The following is an 18,909-nucleotide window of genomic DNA, read 5'->3' as shown; positions in this document are numbered from 1 at the left end:
CTCCCCTACGCTGTTTCGGTGTTCTGTACGCCGCTGTCGTCGACTTCGGCGGCGGCACGCACTGCGCTCCGGTCGGCGATCAGGGTGTCACGCACTTTGCGGCGCAGCACCTTACCAATGAGCGACTTGGGCAGCTCCTCCCACACCAGGTAGCTCGAGGGGCGCTTGTACTCGGCGAGCGACTCGCGGGCGATCTCGCGCGCCGCCGCCTCGTCAAAACTTGCGCCCTCGTCGAGAATCACGGCGACGGTGACGACCTCTGCGCCGCTGCCGCGGGGCACCCCCACGACGGCGCACTCGGCGACGCCCGGCACGCGGCAGATCGCGGCCTCCACTTCACTCGGCGAGACGTTGAAGCCACCGGTGATGATGAGCTCCTTCTTGCGGTCTACGACCGTCACGAACCCGTCTTCGTCTTGCACCACGAGATCCCCCGTGCGCAGCCAGCCGCCCTCGAGTAGGGTCTGGGCCGTCTCTTCGGGGCGGTTCCAGTACCCCTGAAACACCTGCGGGCCGTGAATCAGCAGCTCGCCGGGCTCACCCTGCGCTACCTCGCGGGTGGGTTCGTTCGGGTCGACGACGCGAATGTCGGTCGACGGGAACGGGAGCCCGATCGCACCGATCCGGCGCGCGTCATTGAAGGGATTGGCGAGCGCGACCGGGCTCGTCTCAGTGAGGCCGTAGCCCTCGTTGAGCATGCTGCCCGCGAGCTCTTCCCAGCGCTTCACGATCGCGGGAGTGAGCGTCATGGCGCCCGAGATCGCGTAGACGACGCCTGAAAGATCGAGCGCGCCGTCGCGGGCGACCCGTGCGAGCCGGTCAAACATGGGAGGAACCGCGGGCACGAACGTGGGCGGAAACTTCTGGGCCGCCTTTTTGACGAGCTCGGGGTCGAAGGTGGGAAACAGCACCGCGCGCGATCCGGTCTCGACCGAGTAGATTACCGAGAGCAGCAGGCCGAACGAGTGAAACATGGGCAGCAGCCCGTAAATGCTGCCCCCGCCGCGCGTGAAATCGGGCATCCATGCCGCGCCCTGGCGGGCGTTTGCCCATAGGTTCGCGTGCGTAATCATGGCGCCCTTCGGGGTGCCGGTCGTGCCCGAGGTGTACTGCAGGCACGCGAGGTCGTCTTTGCCGGGCCGCGGGTGCGATGTGGCGAGCGGCGCGCTCTTTTCGAGCGCCGCAAACGATACCGTGCCGGGGGCGGGCGCCGTGAGCTTTGCGCGCGATTCACGTGCCTTCTGGATCGGCAGTTTCAGTGCGAGCCTGGTCGCGAACGGCATAGCGCGGGTAATGTCGACCGCCACGACGGTCGTGATGCCGAGCTCGCGCGGTAGCGACTGTACTAGGTCTGCGAGCTTGTCCCAGGTGATGACGACGGTGGCGCCGTGATCACGAAACTGGGTTTCGAGCTCGGCGCGCGTGTAGAGCGGGTTGTGCTCGACGACCACGGCGCCCAGGCGCAGCACGGCGTAGAACGCGACCAGGTGCTGCGGGGCGTTGGGCATGATGAGCGCTACCCTGTCGCCTGATTCCACTCCGAGTTTTTTGAGTCCCTCGGCGACGCGGGCGACGCGGTCGCCCAGCGCACGGTAGGTCGTGGTGGCGCCAAAGAAGCTCACCGCGTCGCGGTCACCCCACTGCGCGACGCGCTCGTCGAGCAGGTCGCTGAGTGAACCCACGACGGGTTCGATGTCGACCGGCGTACCCGGGGCGTAGAACCGGTTCCAGGCACGCGTTTCATTCATCTGCATGGTTACAAGAATAGAAGCGTGAGCGAAAGTTTGCGCCCGCCTGGCCGCTAGAAGCCAGATTTGAAGGTGGGGGCAGCTTTGGGCAGCATGCCGTCTTCGTCGCGCGGGCCAAACCCAAACGCACGGTAGGCCGCGATATTTACGAACCAGGCGAGGCCCGCGACGCCTACGCTCCACGTGCCCTTCTCGAAACCGCCGGTGACGAGCAGCGTTACGATGCCGATCGCGAGCAGCGCCATGGGCGCCCCAATACCAAAGGCAGCATTGTGCAGTCGCACTCGCTCGGGCTTCATGCGGCCGCGCTCGGTGAAGGATCCCACGAGCGTGGCGTACGGCAGGGCGATGACCACGGCGGCGATGGTGATTGCCTGCCCGCCCCACCAGAAGCAGCACAGCACGAGCACAACAAACCAGACAGCGGCACTCATGCCCCAGGTCACGCGAGGAAATCCCATGGTCTCAATGTTACTGGGACGCGCTTTGGTGGCGCGTGTGAGCGTCAGTACCCTGGAAGCATGGAACACGAGGAGTCCGAGATGCCCGACGGTGAGAGAGCTGCGCAAGCTGAGGAGGCCCGGCGCGCGCAGATTCGTCGCGAGCTGCTCGCTCCGCCCAGGCGCGAAACGATGATGAGCGCAGGGTCTTCGGGTGGCGCCTACGGCGAGCGCCCCGCCCGCACGTATGTCACGGGCCGCTGGACGGCGCGGCTGCGTGTCGCGGCGCTCGCGCTTACCGGGGTTGTCGTGTTTGTTGCGCTCGTGCGATATCCGTTCATGCCCGACACGATTGCGGTGCATTTCAATCTGGTGGGCGAGGCCGACGGCTGGGGGCCGCGCTGGTCAATCTTTATCTTGATCGCGCTCGCAGTAGTGATGACGCTGGGGCTCGCCTGGCTTTCGCACCACCCCCGCGTCTACAACTATCCGGCTGACATCTCAGAGGGTAACGCGCAGCAGCTATACCGCGTGGGCGAGCAGATGATGGTGGGCGTAACCCTCGGCATCGCGTTGAGCTTTGCCGGGGTCATTCTCGGCGCCGTGCTGCCTGTCAATCTCGTGGTGCTCACGGTGCCCGGCGTCATCGTACTGCTCGCCTCGATCGTGTGGGGTATTGTGCGGCCGCGGAAGGGATAGATCACGAGCCCGCCTCGGGCGTGAGCGTGCGATGATGTAACACATGGCCACGAAGAAGCCCGCAATGTCGCCCTCTAACGTTCCACCCCTACAGCTGATTGACGGCATCTCCGGCCCGCGCCAAACAGAGGCACGCGAGCTTCTCGCGCTGTTCACTGCGTTGAGCGGTGAGGATCCAGTCGTGTGGGCTGGCCGTATCATTGGCTTTGGTGAGTACGAGTATCGCTACGAGAGTGGTCATCGCGGCACCGCGCCGCGCTTCGCTTTTGCGTCAAATAATCGGCAGCACACGATCTACCTGGTGAGCGACTTTGCCACGCGCTGGCCAGAGCTTGTCGCGCGGCTCGGTGCGTCCAAGACGAGCAAGGCGTGCCTGTATTTGACGCGCCTCACGAGCGTGGACCGTACCGCGCTACGAGAGCTGCTGGAGCGCTCTGCTGAAAGCCCGGGAGGTTAGCCCATGGAGCGGTTCACCCACGTGCCCGGTGGTGTTGTGACACTCACTGATGCACGACGAAAATCGGAGCGTTCCGTGCAGCTCGCTGCATTTGCGATCAGCCACACGGTGATTACCGAGGCTGAGTTCGTCGCTGGCGAGGTTGCTGCGAGCGCCGGTGTTCTTGCGGCGAGCGCCGGTCTGCCCGCACGGGGCATGAGTTGGTTTGATGTGGTGTCGTGGTGCAACGTGGCGTCCGCGCGGGCCGGGCTTGAATCGGCCTACCGCATACAGGGGCGCGCTGTTCACTGGACCCCTGGAGCTAATGGGTTTCGACTGCCGACAGAGGCGGAGTGGGTGTGGGCTGCGCGAGGCGGCACCGCTGGCCCCCGCTATGGGGCGCTCGCCGAGGTCGGCTGGTGCGCGCTCGACGGGGTGGCTGGCCCGCAACCCGTGGGGTTAAAACTTCCCAACGCGTTCGGTGTCTATGACGCCCTTGGCAATGTGTGGGAGTGGTGCTGGGATCGGCTGGACCCTGCCCGCTACGGCGACTACCGCGTGTTCAAGGGTGGCGGTTGGGCTGACCCCGCGTGGAGCTGCCGGGTGGGGGTGCGGCGCGGCAATGCCCCAGATGCCCGGGTTGAAGATGTCGGGCTTCGGGTCGTGCGGGGCCCGGTACGTGGCGACGTAGGTTCTGGCGACGTAGGTTCTGGATTCGCCCAGGGCTGGTCGGAGCGGGCCGACCGTGAACGGGCGGCGATTGCCGGGCCGCTGCCGGTGGGCTGGACGCCGCTCGCGGTAGACTGCCCGTGATGATTACCCGGGCGCACGCTTGCTGAACCACGCTTCTTCTCCGCCGCCGCCGCTGCTTTCTCCGCTCGATGCGCGGCTCGCGGCGACACACGATGCGTTCGTGGCCGAGCGGCCGCCCGGGGCTGATGAAGACGTGCACATGCTGGCGTCGCTCGTCGACCATGTGATCGAGCGGTGCACCGGCCCGGGGGACACGGTGTTTGACCCGTTTGCGGGGTTTGGCACCACGCTTGAGCGTGCCACGGCACTGGGCCGGGAGGCGCTCGGTATCGAGCTGTTGCCCGAACGTGTCGCGCTGTTGCATGAGCGCTTGCCTGGGGCGCGGGTGATTGAGGGTGATGCGCGCGAGCTCTTGCGGCTCGTGCTTCGCGCCGGATCACAGACCGCCGCCGCGCGGCCCACCCTTGTGCTCACCTCACCGCCGTACATGACGGCGTCGCATCACGAGGCAGACCCGCTGACGGCGTACGAGCGAGATGGCGGCGACTATGCGCGCTACCTGGGTGAACTTGGCCTTGTCGCGGCGCAGTGTGCGCGGCTCGTTTCGCCGGGCGGCTTCGTGGTGTGGAACGTCGCCGATATTCTGCACGAGGGGGAGGTCACTCCCCTGATCCGGGACTGCGCGCGCGTGCTCAGTGAGCATCTGACACCGTTGGGTGAGACACAGGTCGTGTGGGATCGGTACCCGCACGACCTCGTCGCTGACGCGCTGCTCGTGTTTCAGCGGCCCGCTGGGTGACGCCCCTTCGCAGGATGGCTGATGAGGCGTACACTCTGAGGTAATTCGTCGGGCACAACTGCTGGAGGCGTAGCCCATGTCACGAAAAATTCGGTTCGACCACGTTGGTATCACTGTGCGCGACCTCGATGCTGCGACTGCCTTCTTTGAAAGTTTGGGCTTAGAGGTAGAGGGCCGCACCTTCGTCGAAGGCGACTTCATCGACACCGTGACCGGTATCGATGGTGCCCGCTCTGAGATCGTCATGTTGCGTCTACCCGAGGGCGGCGCCACGGTGGAGCTATCACGTTTCGTACGCCCCGCTCCAGAGCCGGGACTTGAACCGGAGGCAGAGTCGGCCGCCCCAATGGCGACGGACCCGGGTATTCGCAGCGTAGCGTTCGAAGTGAGTGACGTACGCGCGCAGATCGCCAGACTCGCGGCTGATGGGTTCCATCTTGTCGGCGGCGTCGGAGACTACGAGGGTGTTTGGCGTATGGCCTACGTGCGAGGACCAGAGGGGATCATCGTCGCGCTCGCCGAACGGTTGTGACAATCCCCTATTCGAAGGCCGCGGCCCGCATGCCCGCAGTGTAAGCGGCCTGTGCCACGTGCTCTGCCGCGTCAACCGAGACGCTCACCATGCGAGCGGCGAGCGTCACCGGCGCCTCCCACCGGTCATCGACGACCCGCGACAAATCGTTATCCTGCAAACCGTTCAAGTAATCGACCTGCGAGCTAACTGCGGCAGTGAGGTACTCGAGCAGCAGACTTGAATCATGCACGACGATCGCCCGGGCCTCGGCCGAGGAGTGGCCGTAGCCGTGCTCGTGCTCACCCACCGCGAGCCCAAACCGCGCATCGAACCCGCGCGACACCCACACCTGCGCGCCTCCCGTGAGCTCAGCGAGCTGCGCATCGATCTCGCGGCCCGCATGCCACAGCAGCCATGCGATCGAGTTGTCGTGATGCGGGTGGGCGTTCAGCCGCTCGGATGTGAGTAGCGGCGCGAGTGCCTGCGCCGCCGTGAGCGGCCGCCAGGCCAGCTCGATGAGCACGTCGGTCGCGTGCATTGATTCAGCGTGCTCTGTGTTGACCTGCATGATTATTGCCTCCGTCGCTCCATCCGTCGCTGCATCCGTCGCTGCATTGCGCCTACTCGACTATGCGCCTACTCGACCCGAAAATCTGCCGGTTTCACGCTTTCGTCGAGCGGGTAGCTGAAGTGCCACCACTCGAGGTCGAACGGCTCAAACCCCTGGTTCTGCATGACCGTGTTCAGTATCAGCCGGTTCGCGCGCTGCTCGTCGGTCAAACCGTTGGCGGCATAGTGTGACTGCTCGCTGAAGAGGTCGAAGCTGCCGCCCATGTCGAGAAGCTCACCCGTGGCCGTGTCGATGACAGTGAGGTCGACGGTACCGCCGAGGGAGTGCCGTGACTGCGTAGCAATGTACCCGAGTTCAAACAGGCCGGCCTTCTCAAGCTGCGGGTAATACTCGGCCTTCGTGGACTCGTCGTCGGTCTTTGACCAGGCCACAAAGTCTGCGACCGCCCGTGTCGGCCTAAACGCATCCCACACAAGCAGCCCGAGGCCTGCCTCTGCCAGCTCCTGCTGCGCACCGGCGAGCGCGGCCGCCGCTTCATCACGCAGAACAGCGACGGTGCCGTCACGGTAGCCGTCAACGATCGCCCCGGTGAAGTTATTGGGGGTGCCGTACCGCGCATCGATCTGCACCCCCGGCACGGCCTCGCCCACATACACGAACCCCTCGGGCAGAGCCGCGCGGGTGTCGGCCTGGACGCTGTGATCCGGCTTCGCTTGCTGGGTCTCTGAGACCACAGACGCAGCTTGCGGGGAGCAGCCCGTGAGCAGGCTGCTCCCCGCAAGCAGAGCAATCAGTATCTTCGTGCGCATGTCACACAGCTTACGACCAGACCTCGTCGCGAGCGATGCCTTCGTGCTTAACCAAACTGGTTCATCGTGTTGTCCTTGCCGCCCGCCTTGAGCGCCGCCTCACCCGCGAAGTACTCCTTGTGGTTGTCGCCGATGTCACTGCCTGCCATGTTCTGGTGCTTCACCGTCGCGATGCCCTCGCGAATCTCGCGCCGCTGCACATCACGCACATACGTGAGCATGCCCTCGTCGCCGAAGTACCCGCGCGCGAGCTCGTCGGTCGACAGCGCGGCCGTGTGGTACGTGGGCAGCGTGATGAGATGGTGAAAAATGCCGGCGCGTGCCGCACTGTCACGCTGAAAGCTCCGGATCTTGTCATCAGCGATCTCGGCGATCTCAGTGCCGTCGTATTCGACGGCCATCAGCTGGTCGCGATCGTACGCGGTCACATCGCGCCCCGCCTCGGCGAGCTGATCGAAAGCCTGCTGCCGGAAGTTGAGGGTCCAGTTGAACGAGGGGCTGTTGTTGTAGACCAGCTTCGCGTTCGGCACAACCTCGCGGATCCTGTCAACGAGGCTCGCGATCTGCTCGATGTGCGGCTTCTCGGTCTCGATCCACAGCATGTCGGCACCGTTTTGCAGGGAGGTGATGCAGTCAAGCACCGCCCGATCGGGGCCCGTGCCGGGGCGAAATTGGAACAGGTTGCTGGCGAGGCGCTTGGGCCGCACGAGCTTGCCGTCGCGCTTGATCACCACGTCACCGTTCTCGAGGCCTTCGGCGGGGATCTCTTCGACATCGAGGTACGAGTTGTACAGGTCACCCAGGTCGCCCGGTGTCTGGCTCACGGCGATCTTTTGGGTGAGGCCAGCGCCGAGCGAGTCGGTACGGGCCACGATGATCCCATTATCGATACCGAGTTCGAGAAACGCGTAGCGCACCGCGTTCAGCTTCGCGATGAAGTCCTCGTGCGGCACCGTCACCTTGCCGTCTTGGTGGCCGCACTGCTTCTCGTCTGACACCTGATTCTCGATCTGAATCGCGCAGGCGCCCGCCTCGATCATCTTCTTCGCGAGCAGGTAGGTCGCCTCGGGGTTACCAAAACCAGCATCGATGTCGGCGATGATCGGCACGATGTGTGTCTCAAAGTTATCGATCTGCGACTGAATGAACTCGGCCGAGGTGTCATCACCCGCCGCGCGCGCATCATCAAGCTGCGTGAATAGCAGGTCGAGCTCGCGAGCGTCGGCCTGCCGCAAGAAGGTGTACAGCTCCTCAATGACCTCGGGTACCGTGGTCTTCTCGTGCATCGACTGGTCGGGCAGCGGGCCAAACTTCGACCGCAACGCCGCGACCATCCACCCCGAAAGGTACAGGTAGCGCTTACCCGTCGTCTTCATGTGCTTCTTGATCGAGATCATCTTCTGCTGGGCGTAGAACCCGTGCCACACCCCGAGCGACTGCGTGTAAGCAGCCGGGTCAACGTCGTACTCTGCCATGTCACGGCGCATGATGTCGGCGGTGTACTGCGCAATCTCAAGACCCGTTCGAAACCGGTTCTGTGCACGCATGCGGGCAACCGCCTCGGCGCTGATGCGGTTCCAGCCACGCCCGTTCTGCTGCTTGAGCGTCTCAGCCTGGTCCATGTCGTTTTGAAATGCACTGTCGTTCTGAAAAGCGCTGTCGTTCTGAAAAGCAGTCATGATTACTCCCTTGTACGTTGGTCACGGCTTTCTCGGCTTCGGCTTCCTTGGATCTGGCCGCGTACTGCCTGCCTGTTCTGCCTACTTCTCACTTTGCCCGCTGTACTGACGCGATTCGCTGGTTCCTTCAGGTGAAATTTGCGCGTATTTTCGCGCGACAGAACTTGTCGCCCTGAGCACGCATTACCGAGTTTCGGCCCAGTAGACTCACAGCAGCAGTCGATGTGAACGATTGAGGGAGACCCGTGCATGAACTCTGAGCCCACTGAACACTCTGCAGCCCACCACCACACGACATTTACGCACACGGAACGCCCGCGCCGCGCCGCGCTCACCGGCCCGCTCGTCGGGCTCGGCATCGCGCTCGCCGCAGTGATGCTGATCTCGTATGCCACAGGGTCGCTGTTTGCGTGGATTTTCACGGTCTCTTGGGTGCTCATCGTGGCCGCGCTCGTTGTGTTCGCCCGCACCAGTGTGACGGTGAACGACGAAGGCGTGTGTTTTCGTGGCCCGTTCTTCACGCGCTGCCTGTCGCGCGACGAGGTCGCAGGCGTCGCGGTCGCAGCAGACGACGGCCTTGCTGAAGGGAGCGTCAGCTGGTTTGTGACGAGGGAAGATCACGGCGCGCGTACGCGGCTCAATTTGGGTGGCGCTGCGTCAGTCACCGTCACCGACATCGGCGGACGCCGCACGCAAATGGTGGTGCGCGACCAAGCGGCCGCAGAGGAGATCCAACGGGCGATTTCGGCGCATCGGTAGGCGCGCGAGTCGCAGTGGAACCGAAGTGGTTGCGATCCCGACGCTCACGCTTGCGCTACCCCCGCGCATACGTACTCCCACTTCACCTCGCGGGGCCACAAACGAGGGTAATGGAGCCTCATAATCCCCACTTTTGGCCCCAATGCAAGCTATCGCCGACGTCGCGCACTATCACGACGCCAACTACATCGACCTACCGACGGGCCACTGGCCAATGTGGAGCCTCCCTGCCGAGCTTGCCGCGATCATCGCGGCAGCTGCTTAGTGCCGGGGCGTAGATCCGGATCGGCGCACTGAGCCGCGATCGGGATACACAGATACCAACCACAGCAGCAAGAAATAACAGAGCACGGCAAAAACTGCCGCTGCGCCGAAGGACTCGATCCCGAGCCAGACACGCTGCAAAGCGCCATAGGCCACCCAGAACACACCCGTCGCGAGCGGGGCAAGCCACGTGAACGCAAGCCCCCACTTGTGAGCAACGAGAAGCGTAATGAAATGCCCCAGCAGCAAGGTTGCCACGCCTGCTACGACCGCGTACCCGGCGGGACTCATCGACCACCCCGCGACTCCGTCAGCACCCCAGTGCATGACTACGCCTGACGGCGGGGCAGCTACCGCGCTCAGCCCCGCTACGACACATGCCATCACCAGTTCAACCGCAATCGCCTGCTTGGCGGGCGCGCGTGACTTCGGGCTACTCATCACAGCGATCCTAACATTTGGCACAGGTGTGCCAGGTGTCCGTTGCTTCCTCCTGCTGCGTCAATCAGCTCGATCGCCGGGGCGTAGATCCGGATCGGTGCCCCGAGACCACAGTTCGCTTTACGCGCGACCGCGATCTTCGATCGGGGCGTTGCGGTATGCGCGCCAAGCTGCCAGCAGCTCGTCGCGCGTGCCCGCGGGGTGCTCCCGGTGCCAGGCACGGGTGAACCGGTTGTACTCGAACTGTCGATCGATCGGTTTCGCGGCGTGCCCGTCGCGCGTCGCGTGGAAGTGGTCGACCGCGTCTTGCATGGTTTGTGTGCCGTCTGCCTGCGCGAAGAACTCGCGCATTGCCGCATCGAAATGGAAGCCGGAGCCTACTTGCGCTCGCATCCACGCGCGCACAACCTGGCTCGACCGCTGGCCCGCAGGAATGACGGTCGTGGGAAGAAGCGGGCCGACGAGCTGCGCGCCATGAGAGGTGCGCGCAGGTGTGGGTTCTACGAATGCTCGCTGAGACAGTGAGGCGCAGACTCGGGCGGTGAGCAGGTCTTTGCTGCCCGAGGCGCGAATGCCGAGCTCGCGTGCAAAAGCCTCAAGCTCGGCCTTGAGCCAATACCATCGCAAGAACTCCTGCTCAGAGAGATCAACACTGAGTGGCGGGCGTTCGCTGGGCGCAGAAGTCACAGGCCAACTCTAGCGCGGGCGGCGTTCGTGGGCGCACTCTCGGGGCCGCTAGGTAGCACTCGCCCGATCAACCTTTGCCTGCCACAGTATTCACAGCGTCCAGTCGGGTTTCGATCGATTCAGCCATCGTCGTGATCTCACGTTCACGGATCCCATTTGAACGAGCACATTCCTTCCAGGATGTGAGCGTCTCGGCGACAGCGCGAAGCCGCTCGCGAGCCTGTTCGACCGTCAGGCTGCACTCTTCTGCTAGTGAGAGCAGAGCCTCGGCTTCATCAGGAAGCGCATCGGCGCCCATTACCGAGGTGGAGCGCATGCGCCAGGGATCGGGATGCGGGTTGACATCGAACACCGGGCTGAGCGTCCAGAACCCTCGGTCGGCGAGGAACCCGTGGTTGCGCAGATGGTCGTCGGTGTTTCCCAAGGCAACGCTGGCGACCACGCGGTCGAAGAGCTCGTGATGGTCGTTCTTTGGAGAGCGTGAGAGATCCCTCATGGCTCCCGCGATCTCGGCATAGTCGCGGTGGTCACCATCAAAGGCACCGAGAGCCGTCATCGCACTGATGTAACCGACGCGGTGCCCATCGGACCCACGGTCGAAGCGCCGCAGGATGAGCACGCTGCGCTCCCCCACTCGGGTGAGCCGCCGATCAGGTGCCTCGATCCCCGCGGCTTCCAACAAATCCAACGCCGTCGCCTCCCACGCCATGACATCCCACTGGTCACTACCGTGCGGAAACTTTGTGATCGCCAACGCACCGTCTTCGAGGCGCACCGAAGCCTTAGGGCGCGCCCCACCCAACCCGGTCGTGCCCGTATCTAGCAGCTGCTTCACAGCGGCGGCAGGGTCCTCGTCCGCTGCAAGCTCATCAGAGGCACGCAGCAGCTCGGGGAGCGAGACTAACCGTGGCACATGAGAAGGCTCGCCCACGAACGCCGTGGCGCCTGCAAGTCGATACCGCAGAGCCCCTTGGCGCGTGTCATCGCTGACGCCCAGGAGAAAGTCGAGCTCATCCAGCCGACGCGGCGCCCGGCCTTCCTGACGTGCACGAACGCGTTCACCCTTCTCAATGAGGTTTCGGCCCCAGCGGTCCGGCGCGCTGTCAGCGAAGGCGCGCACCAGCCCGGTCTGGTGCTGTGCGCCCGTGACAAGCGGCAGAGCCGGGTCGATACTGCCCCCGCCTGATGCCAGGTAGTCCAGGTCATATAGAAAGGTGGTGGAGATCTGGCCGCGCTGTCTAGTGAAGTGTGCATGGCCAACCAAGACTGGCCCTCCAGCACAGTCAACGAAGACCTCAGCACTGGTCATCGCGCGCGCTTCTTCGCGAGGTTTCCGGCGCGCAATCGACCAATGTCACTGCTGAGAGGGTCGACCGCCTCGACGGCCTGATCCAACACGCCGAGGGCACGCAGCACCTGCGCGACGTTACCGAACCCCACCCCCGCGTCTCCAGCCTCGATCTTGCGCAGGGTGTCTCGGGTGATGCCAGCGCGTTCTGCAACCTGCTGCGCGGTGAGTCCAAGCACCATACGCCAACCACGCACGTACCCGCCGAATTCCGTAAGCTCACGGTCGATCCGATAACCGCTCATGTGATCACCCCGTCTCTCTGAGGAGAATATCACGCTTAACGTGATGTTGTGACGAGAGTTCTAGGCATATACGTGTGCATGTACGTGAACATATTTGACGTCGCCGCGGGCAGCGGCAGCGCTTCGGACTCTCTGCGGTTCGGTGATCCTTACTTCATAGCCATGACGACAAGCACCGTTGCTAGTGCAGCGAGCAGGGCGCCCCACAGCGGCAAGAAGACCTTGCGGCCGCGACGTGTAAGCGACCAGATCGATATACCGAACCCAACGCATGCGCTCAGAAACACGGGAAGGCCATAAAGAATGCCTACCCAGAACATCCCGTCAAGGGGCGACGCGCACATTGTGTCTGCCGGGCATGGGCCCTGGTTGATCGACTCCCAGACGGAGGCGATGGCAGACGCAACGAAGACCGCTAGTACAGCGAACCCACCCATGAGGAGGGACTGCGAAAACGGGTAGTAACGCTTGAGCCAGGGGCCCAGCACAACCACCAACATCGCACAAATCAACGGCACGACGGCAGCGAAGACGTACGGGAAAAGCGTCTCAATAATATTGAGCGACCCGTTACCTGCTGTAATCAACGAGAAGAATAGGGTGCCTGCCATGCCCACGAGTGACACGCCGCCGAACGTGCGCCAGGCCATGTGCCAGCGTGAACTGGTTTTCCAGGGGTGCCCGTCAGGAAGCCCCGGCTCCACTTGATGAAGGTCGACCATGCCCTCATCGTAGCGTTGGCTGCACGCGGCTTTTGCGGCTTCCGCGTGTGTGCTGAGATTGACGCCGAGTTCGCAGCGCAACTCGGTGGGTTCATGATTCGATTTCCCTGATCCCCCTAGTACAGGTCGGGGCGGCACACTTCTACGGGGAAGTAGATCAGGCAGTTGTGTACCTGGCCCGCATTGAGCCCCAGGGCAAGGCCTCCGAGCAGGGCCGAAGCCAGCCAAAGCCAGTCCCAGCGCGTCAGGTGCAGGCGTACCAGCCGTGCCGCGAAGAGCAGACACAAGGCTGCGACCAGCAGCAGAAGCACCGCGATGACCAGCCCTACCTGGGCTTCAAACTCGTCGCCCACCCGCACCTGATCATTGACCTTGAGCCGCAGCCCGTAGAGCACAAAGAAGCCACCCTTTGTGGCCGCCGGCACGCAGAGCACCAATGAGACGAAGGCGACCAAAGACAAAACGATCGCGCTGATTCGTGTACGGGCTTTCATGGACACAACCTATCCGAGTGGGATCCATCCGCTGCTGGAGAAGACAAAACGCATCGATTACGCTACCTCGTTCGGCATAGGAGATCGGGTAGCCGCCGACAGCCTAACGCTTGTAGTCACTGTGTCTGTGGTCAGTCCCGCACCCCGCGCGAGATGAGCGGCTACCCACTCAATCGCTCTCTTCGAGGCAATGAACGCATCAAATCTGGGTCAACGGTAAATCTCGCGTCGATGTCCGAGGCGGAGCACAAGTACAACAAGCTCATCTTCAATCACTTCGTACACCACCCGGTAATCTCCGACACGGATCCTCATCTCGCCTGCCCCGCCGACGAGTTGCACACTTCCTGGCGGACGGGGATTCTCTGCAAGTGCCGATATCGCAACTTTGAGCCGTGCCGCGTCTTGGGGACGCAAGCGCCTAAAGACCTTCGCCGCTTCTTTTGAGACGGAGATCGAGTAGGTCATGACGATGACCGCACTCTACATGGTGAGTTCTTCCATGAGCTCATCAAAGGGAACATGAGCTTCGGGATCACGGCGAGCGTCAGCAGCTGCACGAATATCTGCTTGGTCTTCGAGAGCAGCTATTGCACGATCATAAAAGTCAGGCGAAACAACCACAGCCCTTCGCCGCGCCCCGCGCGACAAAATCTCGACAGGCTCACGCTGAGCAGCAGCGATGTAGTCGCTCTGCTGATTACGGAACTGGGAAAGCGTCACGGAAGTCATACCCCAAGATTACCACTTGTACAAGTTGCACACCATGGGCGCTAGAACAGTTTCCTGAGATCCCGACAGGTTTCATCGCTTGCGCCGGCACCGCGGGCAGAAGTGAGAAGAACGCCTACCAAACGGCACACGCGTGGTCGCAGTGCCGCAGCGCGGGCACGGCTCTCACCCGCGGCCATACGCGTTTATCGAGTGCGCGAAATAACCGACCCATGCACGTCTTTAGCATTGATGCACCGGAACCGACGCCATTTTGCATTTCGAGTGCGGCGTGAATGTACACAAGACCTTAATCGCGCTAAGAGAGTTCGGGGCTCTGCCGCAAGATACTTCTCCGCCTACTCGGCGTTCCACAGGTTGCGATAAAAGCCGATGCGCACAGCATCAGGTTCCACCCCATACGCATCCCAAAAGATCGACTCGTCGTAGTCGCTATAGTTCCACTCGAGAGACATCGACATGACCGCGAGGTCAGCCCAGCGGTCAGCCACTCCAAGACGCGCTAGGTCAACGTGGGCGAGAAATGAGCCATCCCCTGCAACCAGCGTGTTCGGTGCACACGGATCCCCCTGGCACAGGACAAGTTTGTCGATGCCCGGAACAGCGCCCACAGTGGAGGGCTCCAGAAATGCTCCACGAGTTCGTTCTCTGACGCCCCAGCTAAACGGGCAGCTTTCTATGGCCACATCGTGGAGCCTGCGAAGCCCCTGTCCGAGCGCCCGCAGCACTGTCTCTGGTTCACCACGCCAGTGCGGTTGGACCGCAGATTCGCCTGGCAGTGCTTTGGTAACCAACACCTCCTGCGCATCGTCCACGATCAACTCAACGACCTGCGGCACAGGGTGCCTTCCCTGCAGCCACCGCAGCCGCACGGCCTCGTCGAAGAGCGATTCACCTGAGCCAGTCGGATTCCATTTCACGTAAAAATCGGCCTTGTCGGCTTCTCGAGCGTTCGAGACCGCAAACGTGATCCCTCCCGCCTCGTTCAACCACATTGGGCGCAGCGGTGCAGCGCCTAGCCCCATCGCGTGCAGCGCGCTGAGCAATCCTTCAGGCACGGCCGTGTTGGCGGGTGGTACACCAGCATGCATACCTGGCTCGATCATGACCTGTTGTCGCCCCAATCAATTAGAAGCTCAATGTATCGACACGACGCTTTGATGTTCGTGAGAGCATCGCCAATGCCCTCAACAGGAATCATCGTCGCGCGCGCATTCTCTGACGAGAACTTCACGCACAACGTCCCGATATGGCGAGAGTTATAGGCATAGGCTTTGCGTGCACATTGACACACTTGACGTCGCCGCGGAGGTCGGCAGCGCTTCGGGCCTTCTGTCGCTCAGTGTTCTCACACGGCTATGACGACAAGCACCGCACGGATCAACGGCACGACGGCGGCGAAGACACACGGGAGAAGCGTCCCAATAATATTGAGCGATCCATTACCGACTGTAATCAACGCGAAGAAATAGGGTGCCTGCCACGCCCACGAGCGGGACGCCCGTTAGGTCAGCCCACTACAGGTGCCGAGTGGGGTCCATTCGCTGATGGAGTATCCGGATCACATCGATTGCGGCTTCTCGTTCGATATAACCGATTCACGATGTCTTCGAGGCGATGAACGCATCAAAGCCAAAGGGCTCGACCTGACCGCTATTCTCGCCAGTAATCAAGGCGGCGCGAAGAGCCGACAACTGTGTCTCTTGATCTTCGAGTAAGCGCAACCCCGCACGCACAACTTCACTTGTAGATCGAAAGCGCCCAGTTGCTACCTCGCGCGCAAGAAAAGACGTGAAGTGCTCATTGGCGAATAGCCGTATCCCGTAGCGCCAGTCCACGTATCGCGTAGCGCAACTCCGGGTATCCCGTAGCGCCGCGGTCCGGTCCCGTGGTCGGCTGGTTGACGGGCGTGGCAGCCGCCACGTACACCAGCCAGTTCTGGAAGGCGTGGTCGCGTTGAAGACGGACTACCAAAAGATCATGAGTCTGCTGCTCGATAGGCGCAGTTGCTGCGCGGTTGTGGTGGCGGCCGGGTGCTCTCGTCAGACCACGGCGACTTCGAAAAAGTAGATCGGTGAGCTGATGCTCTGGTCACGGCGTTGATTCCTGACGGCTGACCACGGGTGTGTGCCAGCTACCTCGAGCCCGACCGCGGGAAAGTGGTGGCGTCGTTGAATAAGAACCGCACGTTGGGCGAGTCGGACATGCGCCGCGAACGCAGCGACCACGCTCACCAGGCCCCGGCTACTGGGAGTAGAGCAGCCCGGCGGCCGAGAGCGCGCACGTGCGCTACTCGGTCGTCGGAATCGCGCTACGCGATACGTGGACTGGCGCTACTCGATACGGCTATTCGCCACTCATCAAGACTTGTCGACTTGTTCGCGGCCATGCTCCCTCGGTATCAATATTTGGTACTTGCCGAAATACTCGACTCCATTTTGCCTTTCAAGGGAGGCGAGTGTCGTTAGATGAAGATCTCTCCAGGCTCACGCTGAGCAGCAGTCTCCTGGCGGCGCTGTGCACGTACGCCGAATCAACGATAGACCTCACTACGATGCCCCAGGTCCACCGCGACAATAACCAAGATGTCATCACGCACGGTGTAGATGATTCGATAATCGCCGACTCTCACGCGCATGCCGTCGCGCCCGCGCAAGGTCTTCGCACCGGGTGTCCGAGGATCACGACTAAGCAATGCAATGGCACCCTGAATTCGCTTACGGTCACCCGGATGGATCGCTCTCAGCGCACGAGCCGCAGCCGGACGGACCTCGATGCGGTAGCTCACTCCCAGCCCAGCTCAGCTTTCAACTCGCCCCAGGGAATGTTTTCGCCCTCTTCGGAGATCGCCGCGTCGAAGGCTGCGATGTCGTCAAGTTCCTCTGCCGCTTCCACGAGGCGATCGAATTCCTCGGGTGCAAGCATGATTGCCTCCCGCCGCCCGCGCCGTTCGATAACAACGGGTTCGGTTTGGGAACGACGCACCGTCTCAGCAAAATTCTTGCGCGCATCTGACGAGGTAAGAGTAACCATGCGCCAATTGTACGTTTAGCGGCCCGAAATGTACATGTCGTATCGCAGGTACCGATCAACATTCATTGACAACAATCACCGACGCCGCTGGCACCGCGGGCAAAAGTGCGACGAACGCCCACCAAACGGCACGCGCCAAATCCAGGTGCCGCAGCGCGGGCACGGCTCTCCGCCGCGGCCATACGCGTTCAGCGAGTGAGCGAAGTAACCTTCTTATCCTCGTCTTGAACATTGATATATTCGGTAACGCCTGTCGACGTCTTATCCCGAGGGGCGCACGACAGCCCGATACAGGACGATCGAACGCCATGCAGTCGGACTGGTGCGAGCGTCCACTGTGCAGATCGCACTTCTCAGCGGCGAAGGGCCAAACCGCACACACCCGCCAATCGAAAACGCTCACGGCAGGCGCCATATCCCCCTGTCACGGCACGCATGCCAAACCCACTACGATCATCGTATGTCTGTTAATGGCGACGAGACCCTCGTTATCGGTATTGCATCGAGCGCTTTGTTTGACCTGACCGAGTCCCATGCTGTGTTCGAAGAGCAGGGCGAGGACGCGTACCGGAACTTCCAAGAGGAGAACTACGAGTCGCAGCTCTCGCCGGGAATCGCGTTCGCCTTCATTAAACGACTCCTGTCCCTGAACAAACTGAAGCCTGATGATCCTCCGCTCGTTGAAGTGGTCGTGCTTTCTCGAAACGATCCCGAAACAGGGGCAAGGGTCATGCGCTCGATTGAGACTCATGGGTTGCCCATGACCAGGGCTGTCTTCATGCAAGGTCGATCACCTTTCAAGTTCATGCCAGCCTTCAAAATGAAGCTCTTCTTGTCCGCGAACCCGGATGACGTGAAGGAAGCCCTCAGACGCGGCTATCCCGCTGGGCAAGTTGTCGGAGCGGCCGAACACCTGGCCTTAGACAACCCTGACGACCTCGATCTACGCATTGCCTTCGACTTCGATGCAGTACTGGCAGACGACTCAGCAGAGCAAATCTACGTGTCCGATGGCATCGATGGCTTCCGTGATCACGAAGTTCGCAATGAAGCGATCCCACTGCGACCCGGCCCGCTAAGAGATCTACTCGGTGCAATCAACCGGATCCAGGACCTCGAGGACGAGCAAGTCGCAGCAAACGACGATTACCAACGACATTTGTTCGTCGCGTTGGTGACTGCGCGCAACGCTCCGGCTCACACGCGCGCGATACGCACGTTGAAATCCTGGGGGCTGCGCGTGAACGATGCGTTCTTCCTCGGAGGGTGGGAAAAGTCTGATGTGTTGGCCATTCTCAAGCCACACATCTTCTTCGACGATCAGATGACTCATCTGGAAGGGACGAGCGCCGTTGTTCCAAGCGTCCATGTCCCGTTCGGAGTTAAGAACCTTGCAACGCAGCCTGCTACACCTCTCACGTGAACGCACCCGTACTCCTAGCCCGGCGGTGGACGCAGCGACTTTTTTCACCTGGCCTAAAGTCCGACATGGCGGACTTTATGTCACGCTGGTTATCGAACCTGGGTCAGGTCTGGCGACGTGAGGCGGCTGGCTGTAGCTCGCATATTCCGGCTGGGCACTCTGTCCGAACAGCGTGACACACCCATATCGAACAACGAGAAACATAGTGATCCATGCCGCCCTTCTCTGCGACGAGTAGCACGTAGGGACTTTCCCGGACCCCCGGAACTAGTTATCACGAACGACGTAGGTCTTGTCCGATGCATCACCGACG

At 62.1% G+C, this 18,909-nt stretch carries 25 protein-coding genes and 2 pseudogenes; 8 read left to right on the top strand and 19 right to left on the bottom strand.

The window, feature by feature from the left end; all coding sequences use genetic code 11:
• Positions 1-5: 5 nt before the first annotated feature.
• Positions 6-1,754 (bottom strand): long-chain-fatty-acid--CoA ligase, encoded by a 1,749-nt coding sequence (locus tag ACXR2T_RS13210; protein WP_458839623.1) that lies wholly within the window; start codon positions 1,752-1,754, stop codon positions 6-8.
• A 47-nt stretch (positions 1,755-1,801) separates the two neighbouring features.
• Positions 1,802-2,209 carry a DUF4260 family protein gene (locus tag ACXR2T_RS13205; protein ID WP_458839624.1) on the bottom strand — a complete coding sequence of 136 codons (408 nt, stop codon included), beginning with the start codon at positions 2,207-2,209 and terminating at the stop codon, positions 1,802-1,804.
• A gap of 60 nt (positions 2,210-2,269) precedes the next feature.
• Here ACXR2T_RS13205 and ACXR2T_RS13200 point away from each other — a divergent pair, with 60 nt between their 5' ends.
• From ACXR2T_RS13200 to ACXR2T_RS13180, 5 genes are all read left to right on the top strand, one after another.
• The gene (locus tag ACXR2T_RS13200; RefSeq protein WP_458816300.1) at positions 2,270-2,887 is read left to right on the top strand and encodes a DUF1648 domain-containing protein; all 618 of its coding nucleotides are present in this window, start codon (positions 2,270-2,272) and stop codon (positions 2,885-2,887) included.
• A 43-nt stretch (positions 2,888-2,930) separates the two neighbouring features.
• Positions 2,931-3,344 (top strand): DUF1801 domain-containing protein, encoded by a 414-nt coding sequence (locus ACXR2T_RS13195; RefSeq protein WP_458839626.1) that lies wholly within the window; start codon positions 2,931-2,933, stop codon positions 3,342-3,344.
• 3 nt (positions 3,345-3,347) lie between these two features.
• On the top strand, positions 3,348-4,136 hold the full coding sequence (locus ACXR2T_RS13190) for a formylglycine-generating enzyme family protein (RefSeq protein ID WP_458839628.1): 789 nt from the start codon (positions 3,348-3,350) through the stop codon (positions 4,134-4,136).
• A 19-nt stretch (positions 4,137-4,155) separates the two neighbouring features.
• Positions 4,156-4,875, top strand: a complete 720-nt coding sequence (locus tag ACXR2T_RS13185; protein WP_458816294.1) for a DNA methyltransferase — start codon at positions 4,156-4,158, stop codon at positions 4,873-4,875.
• Positions 4,876-4,951: 76 nt separating this feature from the next.
• On the top strand, positions 4,952-5,407 hold the full coding sequence (locus ACXR2T_RS13180; protein ID WP_458816292.1) for a VOC family protein: 456 nt from the start codon (positions 4,952-4,954) through the stop codon (positions 5,405-5,407).
• A 7-nt stretch (positions 5,408-5,414) separates the two neighbouring features.
• On the opposite strand, the gene ACXR2T_RS13175 is transcribed toward ACXR2T_RS13180, so the two are convergent.
• The 3 genes from ACXR2T_RS13175 to ACXR2T_RS13165 form a co-directional block, all read right to left on the bottom strand.
• Positions 5,415-5,957, bottom strand: a complete 543-nt coding sequence (locus ACXR2T_RS13175; protein ID WP_458816290.1) for an aspartate/tyrosine/aromatic aminotransferase — start codon at positions 5,955-5,957, stop codon at positions 5,415-5,417.
• A 68-nt stretch (positions 5,958-6,025) separates the two neighbouring features.
• Complete coding sequence (locus tag ACXR2T_RS13170) at positions 6,026-6,769, bottom strand: M15 family metallopeptidase (RefSeq protein ID WP_458816288.1); 744 nt, start codon at positions 6,767-6,769, stop codon at positions 6,026-6,028.
• A 47-nt stretch (positions 6,770-6,816) separates the two neighbouring features.
• On the bottom strand, positions 6,817-8,448 hold the full coding sequence (locus ACXR2T_RS13165) for an isocitrate lyase (protein ID WP_458816286.1): 1,632 nt from the start codon (positions 8,446-8,448) through the stop codon (positions 6,817-6,819).
• Positions 8,449-8,697: 249 nt separating this feature from the next.
• Between ACXR2T_RS13165 and ACXR2T_RS13160 the strand changes: the two genes are divergently transcribed.
• Entirely contained in the window at positions 8,698-9,207 is a 510-nt protein-coding gene (locus ACXR2T_RS13160) for a hypothetical protein (protein ID WP_458816284.1), read from the top strand.
• A 142-nt stretch (positions 9,208-9,349) separates the two neighbouring features.
• Entirely contained in the window at positions 9,350-9,472 is a 123-nt protein-coding gene (locus ACXR2T_RS13155) for a hypothetical protein (protein ID WP_458816282.1), read from the top strand.
• Here ACXR2T_RS13155 and ACXR2T_RS13150 read toward each other — a convergent pair.
• The 14 genes and pseudogenes from ACXR2T_RS13150 to ACXR2T_RS13085 all read right to left on the bottom strand — a co-directional run.
• Positions 9,469-9,912, bottom strand: a complete 444-nt coding sequence (locus ACXR2T_RS13150; protein WP_458839630.1) for a hypothetical protein — start codon at positions 9,910-9,912, stop codon at positions 9,469-9,471. The genes ACXR2T_RS13155 and ACXR2T_RS13150 overlap by 4 nt on opposite strands.
• 120 nt (positions 9,913-10,032) lie before the next feature.
• A complete protein-coding gene (locus ACXR2T_RS13145) occupies positions 10,033-10,599 on the bottom strand; it encodes a DUF6434 domain-containing protein (protein ID WP_458839632.1) in 567 nt (188 codons plus the stop codon).
• Positions 10,600-10,666: 67 nt separating this feature from the next.
• Positions 10,667-11,908 carry a type II toxin-antitoxin system HipA family toxin gene (locus ACXR2T_RS13140; RefSeq protein ID WP_458839633.1) on the bottom strand — a complete coding sequence of 414 codons (1,242 nt, stop codon included), beginning with the start codon at positions 11,906-11,908 and terminating at the stop codon, positions 10,667-10,669.
• Complete coding sequence (locus ACXR2T_RS13135) at positions 11,905-12,192, bottom strand: helix-turn-helix domain-containing protein (RefSeq protein ID WP_458839635.1); 288 nt, start codon at positions 12,190-12,192, stop codon at positions 11,905-11,907. Before ACXR2T_RS13135 ends, ACXR2T_RS13140 begins: the two co-directional genes overlap by 4 nt.
• A 149-nt stretch (positions 12,193-12,341) precedes the next feature.
• Positions 12,342-12,914: a hypothetical protein gene (locus ACXR2T_RS13130; RefSeq protein ID WP_458839636.1), complete on the bottom strand. Its 573-nt coding sequence runs from the start codon at positions 12,912-12,914 to the stop codon at positions 12,342-12,344.
• Between the two features lie 116 nt (positions 12,915-13,030).
• Positions 13,031-13,408, bottom strand: a complete 378-nt coding sequence (locus ACXR2T_RS13125; RefSeq protein WP_458839638.1) for a hypothetical protein — start codon at positions 13,406-13,408, stop codon at positions 13,031-13,033.
• 210 nt (positions 13,409-13,618) lie between these two features.
• The gene (locus tag ACXR2T_RS13120; RefSeq protein WP_458839640.1) at positions 13,619-13,876 is read right to left on the bottom strand and encodes a type II toxin-antitoxin system RelE family toxin; all 258 of its coding nucleotides are present in this window, start codon (positions 13,874-13,876) and stop codon (positions 13,619-13,621) included.
• Between the two features lie 15 nt (positions 13,877-13,891).
• Entirely contained in the window at positions 13,892-14,140 is a 249-nt protein-coding gene (locus tag ACXR2T_RS13115; RefSeq protein WP_458839642.1) for a type II toxin-antitoxin system prevent-host-death family antitoxin, read from the bottom strand.
• Positions 14,141-14,212: 72 nt separating this feature from the next.
• Positions 14,213-14,347: pseudogene (locus ACXR2T_RS13110) on the bottom strand (zinc finger domain-containing protein); the annotation flags it as partial.
• 131 nt (positions 14,348-14,478) lie between these two features.
• Positions 14,479-15,246, bottom strand: coding sequence for a phosphotransferase (locus tag ACXR2T_RS13105; RefSeq protein WP_458839643.1), 768 nt, complete (start codon positions 15,244-15,246; stop codon positions 14,479-14,481).
• Between the two features lie 492 nt (positions 15,247-15,738).
• Complete coding sequence (locus ACXR2T_RS13100) at positions 15,739-15,978, bottom strand: type II toxin-antitoxin system ParD family antitoxin (RefSeq protein ID WP_458839645.1); 240 nt, start codon at positions 15,976-15,978, stop codon at positions 15,739-15,741.
• Positions 15,979-16,673: 695 nt separating this feature from the next.
• A complete protein-coding gene (locus ACXR2T_RS13095) occupies positions 16,674-16,928 on the bottom strand; it encodes a type II toxin-antitoxin system RelE family toxin (protein WP_458839647.1) in 255 nt (84 codons plus the stop codon).
• Positions 16,925-17,173, bottom strand: a complete 249-nt coding sequence (locus ACXR2T_RS13090) for a type II toxin-antitoxin system Phd/YefM family antitoxin (protein ID WP_458839649.1) — start codon at positions 17,171-17,173, stop codon at positions 16,925-16,927. The genes ACXR2T_RS13095 and ACXR2T_RS13090 overlap by 4 nt, the downstream gene beginning before the upstream one ends.
• A 75-nt stretch (positions 17,174-17,248) precedes the next feature.
• Positions 17,249-17,383, bottom strand: a pseudogene (locus ACXR2T_RS13085) (zinc finger domain-containing protein); the annotation flags it as partial.
• Between the two features lie 250 nt (positions 17,384-17,633).
• Between ACXR2T_RS13085 and ACXR2T_RS13080 the strand changes: the two are divergent.
• Entirely contained in the window at positions 17,634-18,596 is a 963-nt protein-coding gene (locus ACXR2T_RS13080) for a 5'-nucleotidase (RefSeq protein WP_458839650.1), read from the top strand.
• The last annotated feature ends 313 nt before the right edge of the window (positions 18,597-18,909 follow it).

Source organism: Leucobacter faecis (assembly GCF_054456635.2).
Note: the sequence above shows the minus strand (reverse complement) of the source record. Positions and strands in the feature narration are given on the sequence as shown.